The sequence below is a fragment of the Duganella margarita genome (assembly GCF_009857535.1).
In the GTDB taxonomy this organism is placed as follows: Bacteria; Pseudomonadota; Gammaproteobacteria; order Burkholderiales; family Burkholderiaceae_D; genus Rugamonas; species Rugamonas margarita.
Map to the genome: position 1 here is coordinate 43,154 of NZ_WWCS01000015.1, position 17,529 is coordinate 60,682.

Sequence of the window (17,529 nt, forward strand, 5' to 3'; positions counted from 1 at the left end):
CCCGGTTGGTACGCACGAGGGTGCGCGCCGTTTTTCAAAAACAGCAAGATTGCATGACCCATGGCAGAAAAAATCATCATGATGACCGAGCAGCGCGGCGAGTCCAATCGCGTGCCGGCCGTCCCCACCTCGCTGGAGGCACCGACCGGTCTGCTGAGCGACCGCCTGGCGCGGTCGCTGCACGACCTGCGCATTTCGGTCACCGACCGCTGCAACTTCCGCTGCGTGTACTGCATGCCGAAAGCGGTGTTCGACAACAACTACCAATACCTGCCGCATACCTCGCTGCTGTCGTTTGAAGAGATTACCCGCATCGCCCGCCTGTTCGTCGCGCACGGCGTGGAAAAACTGCGCCTGACCGGCGGCGAGCCGCTGCTGCGCAAGAACGTCGAACGCCTGATCGGCATGCTGGCCGAGCTCAAAACCGTCAGCGGCAAGCCGCTCGACCTGACGCTGACCACCAATGCCTCGCTGCTGGCGCGCAAGGCGCAGTCGCTCAAGGACGCCGGCCTGCAACGCGTAACGGTGTCGCTCGATGCGCTGGACAACGACACCTTCCGCCGCATGAACGACGTCGATTTTTCGGTGAACGATGTGCTGAAGGGGATCGACGTCGCCCACCAGGTGGGCCTGGGCCCGATCAAGATCAACATGGTGGTCAAGGGCGGCATGAACGACCAGGAAATCGTGCCGATGGCGCGCCATTTCCGCGGTTCGCCCTACATCCTGCGCTTTATCGAATACATGGACGTCGGCGCCTCCAACGGCTGGAAGATGGATGAGGTGATTCCGTCGGCCGAGGTAGTGCGCCGCATCAGCGCCGCCATGCCGCTGGAACCCATCGCCGCCAACTACACCGGCGAGACGGCCTCGCGCTGGCGGTATGCCGACGGCGGCGGCGAAATCGGCGTCATTTCCAGCGTCTCCCAGGCGTTTTGCGCCGACTGCTCTCGCGCGCGACTGTCAACTGAGGGTAAACTGTACACCTGTCTGTTTGCCACCAGCGGCCACGATCTGCGCGCGCTGCTGCGCGAAGGCCGCAGCGACGCCGAAATCAGCACCGCGCTGGCGCATCTGTGGCGTGCGCGCAGCGACCGCTATTCGGAGCTGCGCACCAGTCAGACCGAGGAGCTGAAGCGCGAGCGCAGCGCCAATAAAGTGGAAATGTCATATATCGGGGGATAGTTTGTCTTTGAAGAGCAAGGTCACGGGACTGGTACTGGCGGGCGGTCGCGGCACACGCATGGGCCGTGTAGACAAGGGCTTGCAGCCGTTTCGCGGATCGACGCTGGTGGCGCACGTGCTGGCCCGCCTGAAGCCACAGGCGGCGTCGGTGGCGATCAACGCCAACCGCAACCTGCCGCAGTACCAGGTGGTGGCCGGCGAATCGCCGGTGCTGCCGGATTTCCTCGAAGGGTTTGCCGGGCCGCTGGCTGGCTTGCAGATTGGCCTGCAGTTCTGCCCGACCGAGTTGCTGCTGACGGCGCCGTGCGATTCGCCATTCGTCCCGCTCGACCTAGCCGAGCGCCTGCACGCGGCAATGGCGGTCCAGGACGCCGACCTGGCGATGGCGGTCACCATGGAGCGCGATCCGGAGCAGCCGGACGCCGCGCCGTACCGCCAGCCGCATCCAGTCTTCAGCCTGATCAAAGCCAGCGTGCTGCCGCAGCTGGACGCGTATCTGGAAACCGGCGGACGCCGCATGGAAGGCTTCTTCAAATCCCTGCGCGTGGCCGAAGTGCTGTTCGACGACAGCGCCGCCTTCGGCAACATCAACACTCTGGAAGACCTGCACCGCGCCGAACGCGCCACCGCAGCCGAGCAGACCACCGCCACGCCCATGCCCATGCCGAACGCCGACGCCGCGTCCGGCCCTGCGCCAGCCAGCCCGGCCGCCGCCCGCCCGGCGGACAGCGATCCGGCCGCGCTGCCGGTCGATCAAGCGCAACGGCTGATCTCCGACCGCATCACTGCCGTCGAGGCCACCGAAACACTCCCTCTGCTCAACGCCCTGGACCGCGTGCTGGCCGCCGACATCATCTCGCCGATCAACGTCCCCGCCTACGACAACTCGGCCATGGACGGCTACGCGCTGCGCGGCGCCGACCTGCCGGCCGGCGGCGCCGCGCCGGTCACATTCAAAAACATCGGCATCGCCTACGCCGGTCACCCGTTCACGCAAGCGCCACAGCAAAACGAATGCATCCGCATCATGACCGGCGCCGCCATCCCGCCCGGCTGCGACAGCGTGCTGCCGCAGGAACTGGCTGCCGCGATTGACGGCGAAAACGTCACCATCGCCGCCAACGCCATCCGCGCCGGCGCCAACCTGCGCCGCGCCGGCGAAGACCTGCCGCAAGGCGGCATCGCCATCGCCGCCGGCAAACTGCTGCGCCCTGCGGACCTCGGCCTGATCGCCTCACTCGGCATCGCCAACGTGACGGTGCGCCGCAAGCTGCGCGTCGCCTTCTTCTCCACCGGCGACGAACTGCGCTCCATCGGCGAACAACTGGAAGCCGGTTGCGTCTACGACAGCAACCGCTACACCCTGTTCGGCATGCTGCAGCGGCTCGGCTGCGACATCATCGACATGGGCGTGGTGCGCGACGACCCGCACGCACTGGAAACCGCGCTGCGCGAAGCCGCCAAAACCGCCGACGCCATCATCACCTCCGGCGGCGTGTCCGAAGGCGCGGCCGACTACACGCGCGACATCATGGCGCTGCTGGGCGACGTCGCCTTCTGGAAGCTGGCGATGCGTCCCGGCCGCCCGCTGGCCTTCGGCAAAGTCCAGGCCGAGCAAGACAGCGCCTGGCTGTTTGGCCTGCCCGGCAACCCGGTCGCCGTCATGGTCTCGTTCTACCTGTTCGCCCGCCCCGCCCTGCTGCGCATGATGGGCGCCGACAGCAAACTGCAAACCATGCAGGCGCGCGCCATGGACACCATCCGCAAGCGCCCCGGCCGCACCGAATACCAGCGCGGCATCGTCAGCACCGCTGCCGACGGCACGCCGCAGGTGCGCCTGACCGGCGCCCAGGGTTCCGGCATCCTCAGCTCCATGACCGAAGCAAACTGCATCGTCGTGCTGCATCAAGCGCAGGCCAACGTCGCCGCCGGCCAACTGGTCGACGTGCTGCTGTTCGACGGCCTGACCTGACGCTTCATGCCGCCGCGCCTGCAAATCCACCAGCTGCAATCGCCCCTCGCCGGCCCCTACTCATTCGAGCTGGCGGCCGGCCAGTGCATTACCATCTCCGGCCCATCCGGTTCAGGTAAAAGCCTGCTGCTGCGCATGCTGTGCGACCTCGATCCCAACACTGGCGAGATCCTGCTCGACGGCGCGCCGCGCTCCGGCATCAGCGCGCCCGCGTGGCGCGCGCAGGTGCTGTACCAGCCGGCCGAACCGGCATGGTGGCTGCCCACCGCCGGCGCACACTTCAAGCCGGGTCAGATTCCGCGCATGCAGGAACTGCTGCCGCAACTGAACCTGTCGCCGGCGCTGCTGGAACATGAGGTGAGCCGCCTGTCCACCGGCGAGCGCCAGCGCATGGCGCTGATTCGCTCACTGGCCTGCAGCCCCAAGGTGCTGCTGCTGGACGAACCGACCGCCGCGCTGGACCCGGAATCAGTGGCCGCCAGCGAAGCGCTGCTGCGCAGGGAAGTAGCCAACGGCCTGTCGCTGATCCTGGTCACCCATTCCGAAGCGCAGGCGCAAACCCTGGGCCACCGCCACATGACCATGCGCGAGCGCCAGCTGCATGAGGTCATCCAATGAACGCCATCCAGCCCGGCGCCATCGACCTCACCATCGCCTCCTCGCTGGTGGTGCTGAACGCCGGCATCTCGGCGTATCTCGGCTTGCGCATGCAGCGCATGATGCTGTGGTCCGCTGTGCGCATGGTGGTGCAGCTGCTGCTGGTGGGCGTGGTGCTGCGCTGGGTGTTCGCGCTGGCGTCGCCGGCCGCCACGCTGGCGGTGGCGCTGCTGATGATCGCCGCTGCCGCGCGCGAAGTGGTGGCGCGGCCGGCGCACAGCCTGCGCGGCTGGCCCGGCGTGTGGCTGGCCACGGCCAGCGTCGGCCTGTCCAGCGTCGCCACGGTGATGCTGGCGCTGCTGACGGTGCTGCATCCAACGCCCTGGTACGAGCCGCAATACGCCGTGCCGCTGATCGGCATCGTGCTGGGTAATGTGCTCAATTCCGCCAGCCTGGGACTGGACACCTTCTACGGCGGCGTGGTCAACTCGCGCGCCGCCATCGAGGGCCAGCTGGTGCTGGGCGCCACCCGCAACGAAGCGCTGGCGCCGCTGATCCGCGACTCGGTGCGCAAAGGCCTGATCCCGATCATCAACCAGATGTCGGCGGCCGGCATCATCACCCTGCCCGGCATCATGACCGGCCAGATCCTCGCCGGCATGGACCCGATGGACGCGGTACGCTACCAGATCCTGCTGATGTTTTTACTGGCCGGCGGCAGCGGCATCTCCGTCACGCTGGCGGTCTACCTGGCCGCGCGCAGCGTCACGGACGAGCGTCACCGCCTGCGGCTGGAGCGCTTGACGAGCCGCTGAGGTCAACCGCGCTACTCCACTGCATCAAGCCCGGCGCAAACAGGCGCGCATCCATGATCTTCAGCCGATCGCTGATGGCCGGCCGGAAGTCCATCTGCGCCAGGATGTCGCGCTCCACATCGACATCCGGCGCGATCTCGATCAGCTCCAGCCCGGACTCGCCGTCCCGCAGCACCAGCCGGAACACGCAGCGCTCCGTCACGAACAAGGCTTCCTGCCCGCGCTGCGCCGCGTAGCTGCCGCTGTAGGTGCGATGCTCGACTTCATGGACAAACTTGCGCGTGGCCCCGCCGGCGGCGGTAAAAGTGCCGACAAACACCACCTTGCGCGCGTTCTGGCTGATGTTGATGAATCCACCCGCGCCAGCCAGCTTGCTGCCGAATTTGCTGACGTTCAGATTGCCCTGCCGGTCCGCCTGCGCCAGTCCGAGAATGGCCACATCGAGCCCGCCGCCGTCGTAAAAATCAAACTGGTAGGGCTGGTCGATGACCGCGTCGGCATTGATCGCCGCGCCAAAATTCAGGCCCGACGCCGGCATGCCGCCGATCACGCCGGCTTCCGCCGTCAGCGTTACCAGCTCCAGCATCTGCTCTTCCGCCGCCACCACCGCCACGCCCTCCGGCATGCCGATGCCGAGGTTGACCACGTCACCCGGCCGCAGTTCCATCAGCGCGCGGCGCGCGATCACCTTGCGGTCCGACAGCGGCATTTCGCCCAGCGCCGACAAGGCCACCCGTGATTCGCTGGCGAAGGCCGGGTTGTAAACCTCGGCAAACGTCTGCATGTGATACCCCGGCTGCTCCGCCACCACCACGTAGTCCACCAGGATGCCGGGGATCTTCACCTGGCGTGGATTGAGCGCGCCGCGCTGCGCGATGCGCTCCACCTGCACGATGACGATGCCGCCCGAGTTATGCGCCGCCATGGCGATGGCCAGGGCCTCCAGCGTCAGCGCCTCGCGCTCCATGGTGACGTTGCCGTTGGCGTCGGCCGTGGTGCCGCGTATCAGCGCCACCTGGATCGGATGGGTTTTGTAGAACAGGTGCTCCTTGCCGCCGAGCGTGGTCAGCTCGACCAGGTCTTCGGTGGTGCGGTGGTTGATCTTGCCGCCGCCATGGCGCGGATCGACAAACGTGCCCAGGCCGACATGCGTCAGCAATCCCGGCTTGCCGGCGGCGGTGTCGCGAAACAGCTGGCTGATGACCCCTTGCGGCAGGTTGTACGCTTCCACCTTGCCGCTGATGGCCAGCTGCTGCAGCTTGGGCACCAGGCTCCAGTGGCCGCCGATGATGCGACGCACCAGCCCTTCGTGGCCCAGGTGATTCAGGCCACGGTCCTTGCCGTCGCCCTGCCCGGCCGCGTAGACCAGCGTCAGTTCGCGCGGCGTGGCGGTAGTCAGGAAGCGCTGCTCCAGCGCCACCGCCAGGTTCTCGGCGAAGCCGACGCCGACAAAGCCGCCGGTGGCGATGGTGTCGCCGTCGCGTATCAGGCCCACGGCGTGCGCCGCGCTCACCACCTTGCCGTCCATGCCGCGCTCCTTATTCGATATCGAGGTCGCTCTTGTCCAACTCTGCTCCCATCAGCAATTGCGCCTGTTCGCTCGGCAGCGCCTCCACCGTCTTCAGCTTGCGCGCCATCACGCGGCTGCGGGTCTCGGCCGATTCGATATTCTTGGCGGCGCGTTCCAGCGTCAGCTTGGTGGCGGCCAGCACGTCGCCGAATTTGGCGAACTCGGTTTTGACCGCACCCAGCACCTGCCACACTTCCGACGAGCGTTTTTCCAGCGCCAGCGTGCGGAAGCCCATTTGCAGGCTGTTGAGCAGCGCCGTCAGCGTCGACGGCCCGGCGATGCTGATGCGGTGCACCCGTTGCAGGTCATCGGCCAGGCCGGGACGGCGCATCACTTCCGCGTACAAGCCTTCGGTGGGCAGGAACAGGATGGCGAAGTCGGTGGTGTGCGGCGGCGACACATACTTTTCGGAGATGGTCTTGGCTTCGACCCGCACCGCGCGTTCCAGTTCCCGGCCGGCCAGCGCCACGCCTTCCGCATCGGCGTTGTCGGCCGCTTCCAGCAGGCGTTCGTACTGCTCCTTCGGGAACTTGGCATCGATCGGCATCCACACCGGCGTGCCATTGTCGTTCTGGCCGGGCAGCTTGAGCGCGAACTCGACGCGCGCGCCGCTGCCGGCGATGGTCTCGACGTTCTTGCCGTATTGTTCCGGCGTCAGCACCTGCTCCAGCAGCATTTCCAGCTGCACCTCGCCCCAGGTGCCGCGCGTTTTCACGTTGGTCAGCACGCGCTTCAGATCGCCGACGCCCAGCGCCAGCTGCTGCATTTCGCCCAGGCCCTGGTGCACGCGCTCCAGCCGTTCCGACACCTGCTGGAACGACGCCGTCAATCGCGTCTCCAGCGTGGCGTGCAGTTTTTCGTCGACCGTCTTGCGCATCTCTTCGAGGCGCATGCCGTTGTCGGCTTGCAGATCCTTGATCTTGGTTTCCAGCGTACCGCGGATTTCCTCCATGCGCTGATGCATGGTGTCGGCAAACGCCTTCAGGCTGCGCGCCTGCTCGTTGCGGCCGACCAGGCCTTGCGCTTCCAGCTGGCGGCGCATCGCTTCAAACTGCTGCACGGTGGCGGCGTTGCTGGTCTGCGCCGTGGTTTGCAGCTGCATGCGCACTTCGCGCTCGACGCGTTCGATGCGCTCGGCCAGATCGGCCGCCGGGCTGCTGCGGGATCGCAGCATCGCCAGCACCTGCAACACGATCACGGCGGCCAGCGCCGCCAACAACACGAAAAACTCGATCTGGCTCATGGGTTAATCCGGCTTGTTACGCATCCAGTCGGCGGTCTGGAAGAAGGAGTTCATCAGCCGTACGCGCAGTTCGGTGTCGATGCCGACATCTTCCATCGCCCACGCCATGCAGCGCAGCCACTGGTCGCGCTCCTGGGTGCCGATGGCGAACGGCATGTGCCGCATGCGCAGGCGCGGATGGCCGTGCGCTTCCTGGTACAGGTCCGGGCCGCCCATCCAGCCGCTGAGGAACATGAACAGGCGCTGGCGCGCGTTCTCCAGCGACGGACCGTGCACGGAGCGCAGCAGCTGGAACTCCGGTTCCAGCTCCATCAAATCATAAAAGCGGTCGACCATGTCGCGCACGGTCGGCTCGCCACCAATTACTTCATACAGGGTGCGGGATTCTTCAGTCATCCCGCCATGATAGCTTATACCAGCGCCAGCTTGCGCAGGCGCCGTGTGGACGACCAGTTCTCCAGCTCGACCTGGCCGCGAATCGCGTCGCAGGCGTGGACGATGCGCGCCAGCTGCGCGCGATCCAGCCCGGAATTGAGCGTCAGCCGCACCAGCGAGCGGTTCTTCGGCGTGGCCGGCGCGCAGAACATGGCGCCGTAGACGCCGTGCTTTTCCAGCAGCTTGCGCAAGGCCAGCGTCTTCGGTTCCGGCCCTGGTTCCAGCGCGATGATTTGCTCGCTGCCGTCGCTGACGTTGTAGCCCAGGGCGCTCAACTCCTCGCGCAGTTCGCGCGCGTGGGCATGCAGCGTGGCGCGGCGGTCATCGGCGGCGGCAATGAAGTCGATGGCGGCGTCAAACCACGCCAGCTCATGGCCCAGCAGGCAGGAACTGAAAATCGCCGGGCGCGACTCCGACAGGAAGTAGCCCTTGAAGTAGCTGGAACAACTGATGAAGCCCGCCCGTCCGGCAAACGCCTTGGCCAGCGACGCCGTTCGGAAATGCACTCTGTCGCTCAAGCCCAGCGCCGCCACCAGTCCGGCGCCGCGCGGCCCGTGCGTGCCCAGCGAGTGCGACTCGTCGACGATCAGCATGCAGCCGCTGCGCTCCGCAATCTCCACCAGTTCCGCCAGCGGCGCCACGCTGCCGTTGGTGCTGTACAGCGCATCGACCACGATCAGGCCGCGGCCGTGACGCTGCAACTGCTTCTGCAAATGCTCCATGTCGTTATGCAGGAAGGACACCGGCAGCGCGCCGGCCGACTGCACGCCCTCCCACAGCGAGGCGTGCGCCTGCATGTCCAGATACACCGGGATGCCCGGCCCGGCCAGCGTCTGCACCAGGCCGACGTTGGCGGCCCAGCCGGATTGCGCCAGGATGCCGTCTTCGGCCCCCATGAAGCGCGCCAGCTTGCGCTCCAGCCGGTGCTGGGCGCTGCCCTCCTGCAGGTACACGGCCGACATCAGCATCTCGCCCTGGCTGTGCTGCAAGGCTGTCACCTGCGCGCACACCAGCGCCGGCTCCCCCGCCAGGCACAGATAGTCATTGCCAGCCAAAAACACCGCGTTGGCCGGCGTCGGCTGCCAGGCGTGCGGATGTTCGCCGCCCAGCAGCTGGGCGATCCGCGTGACGTAATGCAGGTCCATGCGGCGGGTGACAAAGTCGGGAAAAAGGGTATGAGCTTGGTGTTCGGCAATAGCGTAGGTCATGGCGACATCTCCTGGAGGGTGGAACAAAAAAGATTGTTTTTTTATGAACCGCAAGTCCACGATGCGGCGAAAAAAACTCAAAGAGATTGATGCGGATCAATTCCCGTTTTGATACCCCCAACCACGTTGTAAATTAAGGCCATGATGGCAACTTGATAAAAGTCAAACGTGATCATGAGCCCGACCCTGCAAGAACGCTGGAAGCGCTGGCAACACGGACTGGTGCAGTCTTTGTTGCTGTATCACGGCCGCGAAGACCATGCGACCGTGCGCGTGCTGCTGCTGTCCTGCATCGGCACGGTGGGCATGCCGCTGTACTACGTGATCTGGCAGCACTTCTTTCCGCAGGAATACGAGTCGCTGTCGCTGCGCCTGCTTGGCATCCTGTTGTGTGCGCTGGGCCTGTTCGCACGCCAGTTCAGCCGGCAGATGCTGAACCTGTATCTGCTGGTCACACTCAGCTACATTTTTCCGTTCTTCTTCACGTTTATGTTCTTGATGAACCACGCGTCCGGCGTGTGGGGCGAATCGCTGCTGATCGGGCTGGTGGTGCTGTTCCATTTCGACACCGGCCTGGCGCTGCGCGCCTACGTCATCGGCACCACGCTGGCCTGCGTGGCGGCGGCGGCGCTCGGCGCCGGCGACATGCTGCTGAGCCGGCAGGTGCTGCAGCAGTTACCGATCCACCTGTTCACCATCGCCGTGCTGTCGGTGGCCAAGATCAGCCGCCATGTGCTGGCGCAGGAAAAACTGGCCGGCATGGGCGCCGGCCTGGCCACCGTGGCGCACGAGCTGCGCACGCCGTTGACCAGCGTCGACGCCAACGTGCGCGGGCTGCTGCGCATGATGGCCGACGCCCAGAGTCCGGGCCAGAGTCCGGACGACCGCCTGACCATCATCGACGCGCTGGCGCGCATCCAGTTCGAGGTGCGCCATATGAATCACATGATCGACCTGTTCCTGCTGAGCGCCACGGCGGTGCGGCAAAACCTGCACCCGGTGGAGACGGTGTCGATGGAGAACGTGGTGGAGGCGGTGCTGAAGCGCTATCCGTTCGTCAGCACCAAGCAGCAGAAGCAGGTCCGGCTGGAGGTGCGCCACAACTTCCAGTTCGCCGGCCAGACGGAACTGGCGGTGGTGGTGCTGCTTAACCTGCTGCGCAACGCGCTGCGCGCCGTGCAGCGCGCCGGCAAGGGGCGCGTGCGCATCATCATCGACGGCGGCCACCAGCCGCCACGCCTGCTGTTCATCGATACCGGCTGCGGCATACCGACCTCGCAGCTGGCGATGATTTTCCGCCGTTTCTATTCGCATCCGCCGCACAACGGCGCCGGCATCGGCCTGGCGTTGTGCCAGGAAATCATGGATGCGTGGCGCGCCAAGATCCGCTGCGTATCGCGCGAGAGCGCCTACGCCATCTTCATTCTGGAATTCCCCGCGAGGTGAACCATGCATCTACCCGTCTACGCCCATCCCACGCTGACCGTGCTGATAGACGACAGCGATTCGTTCTTGCGCAGCCTGTCGTTCCAGCTCGATCCCATGTTGGCCAACAAAACCTTCCACGACACCGCCGAAGCGCTGCTGTGGCTACGCGCCAGCGCGCCGGAACGCGACGTGCCGCTGCACGTCAACTTCGACATGCAGAATCTGCCGGCCGACCAGTGCAACGTGGCGCTGGACCTGGAACGCATCTACCGCATCGCCGAACAGCGCGAGCGCTTTGCGATGCCGTCGGTGCTGGTGGTGGATTACTCGATGCCGCAGATGAATGGCGTGGAGTTCTGCGAAGCGGTGGCGCATCTGCCTTGCAAGAAGATTCTGTTCACCGGCGCGGCCGATGAGAAGATCGCCGTCAGCGCCTTCAACCGCGGCCTGATCGACCGCTACATCAAGAAGAGCGACGACCACGCGCTGGACATTCTGGAGATGGAAGTGGCGGCGCTACAGGAGCGCTATTTCGACAACCGCTCCGACACCATCCGCGACATGGTGGCGCTGCATGATTACCGCTTTTTGACCGATCCGGCGCTGGCGGAAGTGGTGCGGGAGCTCAAGCGCACGCTGGGCTTCGTCGAGCATTACATCTTTCCCAATCCGACCGGCATCCTGTTCCTCGACCGCGACGGCAAGGCCACGCTGATGATGATCGAAACCGAGGAAAGCATGCAGTCGCAATATGAGATCGCGCGCGACAGCGACGCGCCACGGTCGCTGCTGCGCGCGCTGCTGGAGCGGCGCGTGCTGACCTTCTTCAGCGATCCGTATGGCGACGGCATGTACACCAGCAGCATGAGCGAGAACTGGCACCGCTACAGCGCCGCGCCGCGCATCTGCCAGGGCAAGGAGACGTATTACTGGGCGCTGTTCGAACTGCCGGCCCACTACTTCGACCAGCGCCCCTACACCTATGCGCAGTTCCTGCAGGAGCTGCAGCCGCAGATGGTTGCGGCGTAAGCGTCGTCCTCGCGTAAGCGGGGACCCATGGAACGCTTGCTCAGCATAGGCCCCCGCGTGCGCGCGGGCGACGCGGCTCACGCTTCGCGCAGCGTTTGCAGCGGCGGCTGGCGCAGCACGTTGCGCAGTCCCAGCCAGCCGCCGGCGATGGCGCACAGCGCGCCGGCCAGCAGGCCGACCAGCCACACGGCAGGGCTGAATTCCCACGCAAACTTGAACTGGTAGGTGGCCAGCGCCCAGCCCATGGCTGCCGCGCCGGTCGCCGCCAGCACGCCGGACAGCGCACCGACCAGCGTGAACTCGATCAACTGCGCCTGCGACAGCTGCCTGCGCGTCGCGCCCAAGGCCCGCAACAGGCCCGCTTCACGCGTGCGCTCGTCCTGGGAACCCATCAGCGCCGCATACAGCACCAGCACGCCGGAAGCCAGCGTAAAGATGAACAGGAACTCCACCGCCGTAATCACCTGGTCCAGCACCGCCTGCACCTGGCGCAAAATGCCGCCGACATCGACGATGGTCAGGTTGGGATAATCCCGCGTCAGCGCATTCATCGCCGCGCCCTGCCCTTGCGGCAGATGGAAGGCGGTGATCCAGCTTTGCGACACTTCCGTCATCGCCGCCGGGTTGATGATGACGAAGAAGTTGACCCGCATCGAGCCCCAGTCAAGCTTGCGGATGCTGGTGATGGTCACATCCACCGGCGTGCCGGCGATATCGAAGCGCAGCTTGTCGCCCAGCTTCCAGTGCAGCGTCTTGGCGATGCCCTGTTCCACCGACGCTTCGCCGGCGCCCGGCTTGTCCTCGAACCATCTGCCTTCCACCAGCTTGTTCTCGGCCTGCATCTGCGCCATAGAGGACAGATTGAATTCGCGGTCGGCCAGGCCTTTGGCGCGGTCTTCGGTGTAGGTCTCGGCGGTGACCGGCTTGTCGTTCACGGCCGTCAGGCGGCCGCGTATCATCGGATACTGCGGCGCGTACTTTACGCCCGCCGCCTGCAGGCGCTTGCCGAGGTCCTGTTGCTGCTCCGGCTGGATGTTGATGATGAAGCGGTTGGGCGCGTCCGGCGGCGTGGCGTTGCGCCAGGCCGTCATCAGATCGCCGCGCACCACGGTCAGCACCAGCAGCGCCATCATGCCCAGCGCCAGCGATACCACCTGCACAATGGTCGCGCCGGGGCGGCGCTGCAAGGACGTGACGGCGAAGCGCCAGCTTTGGTGATCAATCGCGCCGCGCAGCGAACGCAGGGAACGCAGGCCAAGCCAGGCCACCAGCGCGAACACGGCAAACGCGCCGATAAAGCCGAGGGCCGTGTACAGCGCCATCGCCACATCGCCCGCCTGCCACAGCAGCAGCGCCACAAAGCCGGCCATGCCGAAGCCGTAGGTGGCCAGCGCGGTGACTTTCGGCGGCTCCTGTTCGCGGCGGATCACGCGGTTGTGCGGTACTTTGCGCAGTTGCAGGATCGGCGGCAGCGCAAACGCGGCCAGCAGCAGAATGCCGATCGCCATGCCTTGCAACGCCGGGTAGATGGTCGGCGCCGGCAGTTCGGCGGACACCAGTGACCCCAGCACTTCCAGCAGCACGTAGTGCGCGCCGAAGCCGAGCGCCACGCCCATGGCGCTGCCCAGCAGGCCGACCAGCAGGAATTCGATCAGGTACATGGACGTGACCTGGTTCTGCGTCAGGCCCAGGCAGCGCAGCATGGCGCAGGCATCCAGGTGGCGCTGCATGAAGCGGCGCGCAGCCATCGCCACGGCCACCGCCGCCAGCATCGCCGACAGCAGGCCGACCAGCGACAGGAAGCGGTCCGCGCGCTCCAGCGTGGCCTGCATTTCAGGGCGGCCGTTTTCCAGCGACTCGACGCGCACGCCCTTGATGTTGTTGTTCTTGATTTCCGCTTGCAGCCAGTCCTGATAAGCCTTGGCAACAGCGGCGCCGTTCTTCAGCGCCGGCGGCGTGCCGACCAGCAGGCGGTAATTCACGCGCGAGCCGGGCTGGATCAGATTGGTGGCATCCAGATCGGACAACGCCAGCATCACGCGCGGCGCGAAGGCCAGGAAGTTGGCGCCGCGATCCGGCTCAGTGGCGATCAGCTGGGTGACGGTAAAAGTCTTGTCGCCCAGCTTGAGCGGCTGGCCGACCTTGGTATTCAGGCTGCCCAGCAGACCGGGTTCGATCCACACCGTGCCCGGCGCGGGAACAGTGGTGGCGGGCGTGCCGATGCTTTGCTCGGCCTGCGCGGCGTCGGTGGTAATCTTCACCTTGCCGCGCAGCGGGTAGCCGGGACCGACGGCTTTCAGCGCCGACAGCATGGAGGTGGACGCATCGCCCTCGCCGGCTTGCGCCATGCTGGGGAAGGTAACGGTATCGGTCACCGTCAGGCCGCGCTGGATGGCTTGCGCGCGCCACTCGGCCCGCACCGGCAAGTCGGCGCTGACCACCACATCGGCGCCCAGCAACTGGTGGGCGTCGCGATCCAGTCCGCTGCGCAGGCGGTCGATGAAAAAGCCGGTGGCGGACAAGGCGGCAACCGCCACCGTCAGCGCGATCAGCAGAAAGCGCAACTGGCCGGCACGCCAGTCGCGCGCTGTCATGTTGAGGGCGAGTTTGAGCATTTAGATTTGCGCGAAGAAGGCGTCTACTTCATCAAGATACTGCTGCTTTTTGTCGGCCGGCAGGAAGGCTGCCGAGAAGCTGTTGCGCGCCAGCGTCTGCGCGTGCGACAGGCCGAGCGGCAGCGCTTCAAAGGTGGCGATGAAGTTGTCGTTCATGTAGCCGCCGAAGTAGGCCGGATCGTCCGAGTTGACGGTCGCCACGATGCCGGCGTCCAGCAGTTCGAGAATATTGTGCTGCTCCATTTTGTCGAACACGCACAGCTTGATGTTGGACAGCGGGCACACGGTCAGCGCCATCTTTTCGCGCGCCAGACGCGCGGTCAGCGCCTGGTCTTCCAGGCAGCGCACGCCGTGGTCGATGCGTTCCACCTTCAGCGTATCGAGCGCGGTGTAGATGTAGGCCGGTGGGCCCTCTTCGCCGGCGTGCGCCACCAGGTGCAGGCCCAGTGCGTGGCAACGCGCAAACACGTTGGCAAACTTCTCCGGCGGATTGCCAACTTCCGACGAGTCCAGTCCGACGCCGATGAACTTGTCGCGGTACGGCAGCGCCGCCTCCAGCGTGGCGATCGCATCTTCTTCGGACAGGTGACGCAGGAAGCACAGGATCAGCGTGGCGCTGACCGGGCTGTCCTGGCAGGCGCGGTAGATGCCGTCAATCACCACCTTGATGTCGACGCCGCGCGCGGTGTGCGTTTGCGGATCGAAGAAGATTTCGGTGTGACGCACATTGTCTTCTTCCGCGCGCTTGAGGTAGGCGGCGGTCATGTCGTAAAAGTCCTGCTCCTTCAACAGCACGCTGGCGCCAGCGTAGTAGATGTCGAGGAAGGATTGCAAATCGGTAAAAGCGTACGCCGCGCGCAACTCTTCCACCGAACCGTACGCCAGCTTGACGCCGTTGCGTTCGGCCAGCGCAAAGATCAGTTCGGGCTCCAGCGAGCCTTCGATATGGATGTGCAGCTCGGCTTTGGGCATCTGCTGCAAAACACGGCGTAATTGATCGTTCAACATTTGATTTATTCCTGTTACCTGGTTCCTGAATTGATCCATCTTATCTCATGCGGCGGAGAGTGTGGCAGCACATCTTCGCAAGCCGTGTTACTGTGGTGTTGAAGGACCAAAAAACACCACGAAATTGACGTGATTAAATCGATATTTTCTTTTTAAATCATGAAGTTACAAAAGAGTATTAACGATATTACGACATACCTTTTGACTTCCTGCGGCAATAGCGCAATAATCAATTTCATAGACGTAAGAAGCGTTACGACCAACACATAAAAGCCGCCATCCGGCCAGAAAGCCAGCTCAAAGGCACGGGCAATCCGTGCCACCCAAGAGAAGCTGACCAGAAGAAAAATAAGAACGAAAGGGATTATACAAATCAGAGCCAGGGCAGGCGAACTGCCGGTGACTCGTGACCAGCAGGTTTTCATCATCAAAGGACATTCACATGACCATTTTTGACAACTACGCCGCACGATACGAACGGACCAAAGAAGAAGAGATGTCCATGAAGGAATATCTCGAACTTTGCAAGAAAGACCGGCTGACCTATGCCAGCGCCGCCGAGCGCATGCTGGCCGCCATCGGCGAACCCACCCTGATCGACACGCGCAACGACACGCGCCTGTCGCGCATCTTCGCCAACAAGATCATCAAGATTTATCCGGCATTTCGCGAGTTCTACGGCACCGAGGAAGTCATCGAGCAAGTGGTGTCCTATTTCCGCCACGCGGCGCAGGGGCTGGAAGAACGCAAGCAGATCCTTTACCTGCTGGGCCCGGTAGGCGGCGGTAAGTCGTCGATCGCGGAAAAGCTCAAGTCGCTGATGGAACATGTGCCCTTCTATTGCCTGAAGGGTTCGCCGGTGAACGAGTCGCCGCTGGGCCTTTTCAACGAGGAAGAGGACGGCACCATCCTCGAAGAAGACTACGGCATCCCGCGCCGCTACCTGCGCAATATCCCATCGCCGTGGGCGGTCAAGCGCCTGCACGAATTTAACGGCGACATCAACCAGTTCCGTGTGATCCGGCGCTACCCGTCGGTGCTGAAACAGATCGGCATTTCCAAAACGGAACCGGGTGACGAGAACAACCAGGATATTTCCTCGCTGGTCGGCAAGGTCGATATCCGCAAGCTGGAAGATTATTCGCAGGACGATCCGGACGCCTACAGCTACTCCGGCGGGCTGTGCCTGGCCAACCAGGGGCTGATGGAATTCGTCGAGATGTTCAAGGCGCCGATCAAGGTGCTGCACCCGCTGCTGACCGCCACGCAGGAAGGCAACTACAAGGGCACCGAGGGCTTTGGCGCGATTCCGTTCGACGGCGTGGTGCTGGCGCACTCGAATGAGTCCGAGTGGAAAACCTTCAAGAATAACCGCAACAACGAGGCTTTCCTCGATCGTATCTACATCGTCAAAGTGCCGTACTGCCTGCGCGTCAGCGACGAGATCAAGATCTACGACAAGCTGCTGTTCAATTCCTCGCTGTCGAGTGCGCCTTGTGCGCCGGGCACCTTGCGCATGATGGCGCAGTTCGCCATCCTGTCGCGGCTGAAAGATCCGGAGAACTCCAGCATCTTCAGCAAGATGCTGGTGTACGATGGCGACAACCTCAAGGATACCGATCCGAAGGCCAAGTCGATCCACGAGTACGTCGACTACGCCGGCGTCGACGAGGGCATGAACGGGCTGTCGACGCGCTTTGCGTTCAAGATCCTGTCCAAGGTGTTTAACTTCGACAACACGGAAGTGGCGGCCAATCCGGTGCACCTGCTGTACGTGCTGGAGCAACAGGTCGAGCGCGAGCAGTTCCCGCCTGAGCTGGAGCAGAAATACTTCTCGTACATCAAGGAGCACCTGGCGCAGCGCTATGTCGAATTTATCGGCAAGGAGATTCAGACCGCGTACCTGGAATCGTATTCGGAATACGGCCAGAATATCTTCGACCGCTACGTCACCTTTGCCGACTTCTGGATCCAGGACCAGGAATACCGCGATCCGGATACCGGCGAGAGCTTCGACCGCGAATCGCTGAACAACGAGCTGGAAAAAATCGAGAAGCCGGCCGGCATTTCGAATCCCAAGGATTTCCGCAACGAGATTGTCAACTTCGGATTGCGGGCGCGCGCTAATAATGGGGGCAAGAATCCCGCGTGGACCAGTTATGAAAAGTTCCGCACCGTGATCGAGAAGAAGATGTTCTCCAACACGGAAGAGCTGCTGCCGGTGATTTCGTTCAACGCCAAGGCCAGCGCGGAGGACGCCAACAAGCACGCCGACTTTGTCGCGCGCATGGTGGAGAAAGGCTACACCGCCAAGCAGGTCCGCTTGCTGTGCGAATGGTATCTGCGCGTGAGGAAGTCGTCATAAAGCCCGTCGCTCCCGCGCAGGCGGGAGCCCATAGAACGCGTGAATGCACGCTCAGCATG

At 64.2% G+C, this 17,529-nt stretch carries 13 protein-coding genes; 7 read left to right on the plus strand and 6 right to left on the minus strand.

Translation table 11 applies throughout. The features are described 5' to 3' along the window. Positions 1–60: 60 nt before the first annotated feature. Genes moaA through GTP55_RS20730 form a run of 4 tightly spaced genes read left to right on the plus strand, consistent with a single transcriptional unit; the run spans position 61 to position 4,569 of the window. The gene (gene moaA, locus GTP55_RS20715) at positions 61–1,185 is read left to right on the plus strand and encodes a GTP 3',8-cyclase MoaA (RefSeq protein ID WP_161046750.1); all 1,125 of its coding nucleotides are present in this window, start codon (positions 61–63) and stop codon (positions 1,183–1,185) included. A gap of 7 nt (positions 1,186–1,192) precedes the next feature. Next, positions 1,193–3,157, plus strand: coding sequence for a molybdopterin molybdotransferase MoeA (gene moeA, locus GTP55_RS20720; RefSeq protein WP_308494744.1), 1,965 nt, complete (start codon positions 1,193–1,195; stop codon positions 3,155–3,157). 6 nt (positions 3,158–3,163) lie between these two features. Further along, on the plus strand, positions 3,164–3,775 hold the full coding sequence (locus tag GTP55_RS20725) for an ABC transporter ATP-binding protein (protein WP_161046752.1): 612 nt from the start codon (positions 3,164–3,166) through the stop codon (positions 3,773–3,775). Beyond that, positions 3,772–4,569, plus strand: coding sequence for an ABC transporter permease (locus GTP55_RS20730; RefSeq protein ID WP_161046753.1), 798 nt, complete (start codon positions 3,772–3,774; stop codon positions 4,567–4,569). The genes GTP55_RS20725 and GTP55_RS20730 overlap by 4 nt, the downstream gene beginning before the upstream one ends. Here the strand turns inward: GTP55_RS20730 and GTP55_RS20735 are convergent. Genes GTP55_RS20735 through cqsA form a run of 4 tightly spaced genes read right to left on the minus strand, consistent with a single transcriptional unit; the run spans position 4,520 to position 9,025 of the window. After that, entirely contained in the window at positions 4,520–6,097 is a 1,578-nt protein-coding gene (locus tag GTP55_RS20735; protein ID WP_161046754.1) for an acyl CoA:acetate/3-ketoacid CoA transferase, read from the minus strand. The two genes, GTP55_RS20730 and GTP55_RS20735, sit on opposite strands and share 50 nt — an antisense overlap. Before the next feature lie 10 nt (positions 6,098–6,107). Then, a complete protein-coding gene (locus tag GTP55_RS20740; protein WP_161046755.1) occupies positions 6,108–7,382 on the minus strand; it encodes a DNA recombination protein RmuC in 1,275 nt (424 codons plus the stop codon). Between the two features lie 3 nt (positions 7,383–7,385). Continuing rightward, complete coding sequence (locus GTP55_RS20745; RefSeq protein WP_161046756.1) at positions 7,386–7,778, minus strand: group II truncated hemoglobin; 393 nt, start codon at positions 7,776–7,778, stop codon at positions 7,386–7,388. Positions 7,779–7,792: 14 nt separating this feature from the next. After that, the gene (cqsA, locus tag GTP55_RS20750; RefSeq protein ID WP_161046757.1) at positions 7,793–9,025 is read right to left on the minus strand and encodes an alpha-hydroxyketone-type quorum-sensing autoinducer synthase; all 1,233 of its coding nucleotides are present in this window, start codon (positions 9,023–9,025) and stop codon (positions 7,793–7,795) included. A 174-nt stretch (positions 9,026–9,199) separates the two neighbouring features. Between cqsA and GTP55_RS20755 the strand changes: the two genes are divergently transcribed. Together GTP55_RS20755 and GTP55_RS20760 are read left to right on the plus strand one after the other, a co-directional pair. Then, positions 9,200–10,471 (plus strand): sensor histidine kinase, encoded by a 1,272-nt coding sequence (locus GTP55_RS20755; protein ID WP_161046758.1) that lies wholly within the window; start codon positions 9,200–9,202, stop codon positions 10,469–10,471. Between the two features lie 3 nt (positions 10,472–10,474). Then, positions 10,475–11,482 carry a response regulator gene (locus GTP55_RS20760; protein WP_161046759.1) on the plus strand — a complete coding sequence of 336 codons (1,008 nt, stop codon included), beginning with the start codon at positions 10,475–10,477 and terminating at the stop codon, positions 11,480–11,482. 77 nt (positions 11,483–11,559) lie between these two features. On the opposite strand, the gene GTP55_RS20765 is transcribed toward GTP55_RS20760, so the two are convergent. After that, positions 11,560–14,097, minus strand: coding sequence for an ABC transporter permease (locus GTP55_RS20765; protein WP_161046760.1), 2,538 nt, complete (start codon positions 14,095–14,097; stop codon positions 11,560–11,562). After that, the gene (locus GTP55_RS20770; protein WP_161046761.1) at positions 14,098–15,105 is read right to left on the minus strand and encodes an adenosine deaminase; all 1,008 of its coding nucleotides are present in this window, start codon (positions 15,103–15,105) and stop codon (positions 14,098–14,100) included. Between the two features lie 442 nt (positions 15,106–15,547). On the opposite strand from GTP55_RS20770, the gene GTP55_RS20775 reads away from it, so the two are divergent. Continuing rightward, complete coding sequence (locus tag GTP55_RS20775) at positions 15,548–17,470, plus strand: PrkA family serine protein kinase (RefSeq protein ID WP_110844776.1); 1,923 nt, start codon at positions 15,548–15,550, stop codon at positions 17,468–17,470. Positions 17,471–17,529: the final 59 nt, after the last annotated feature.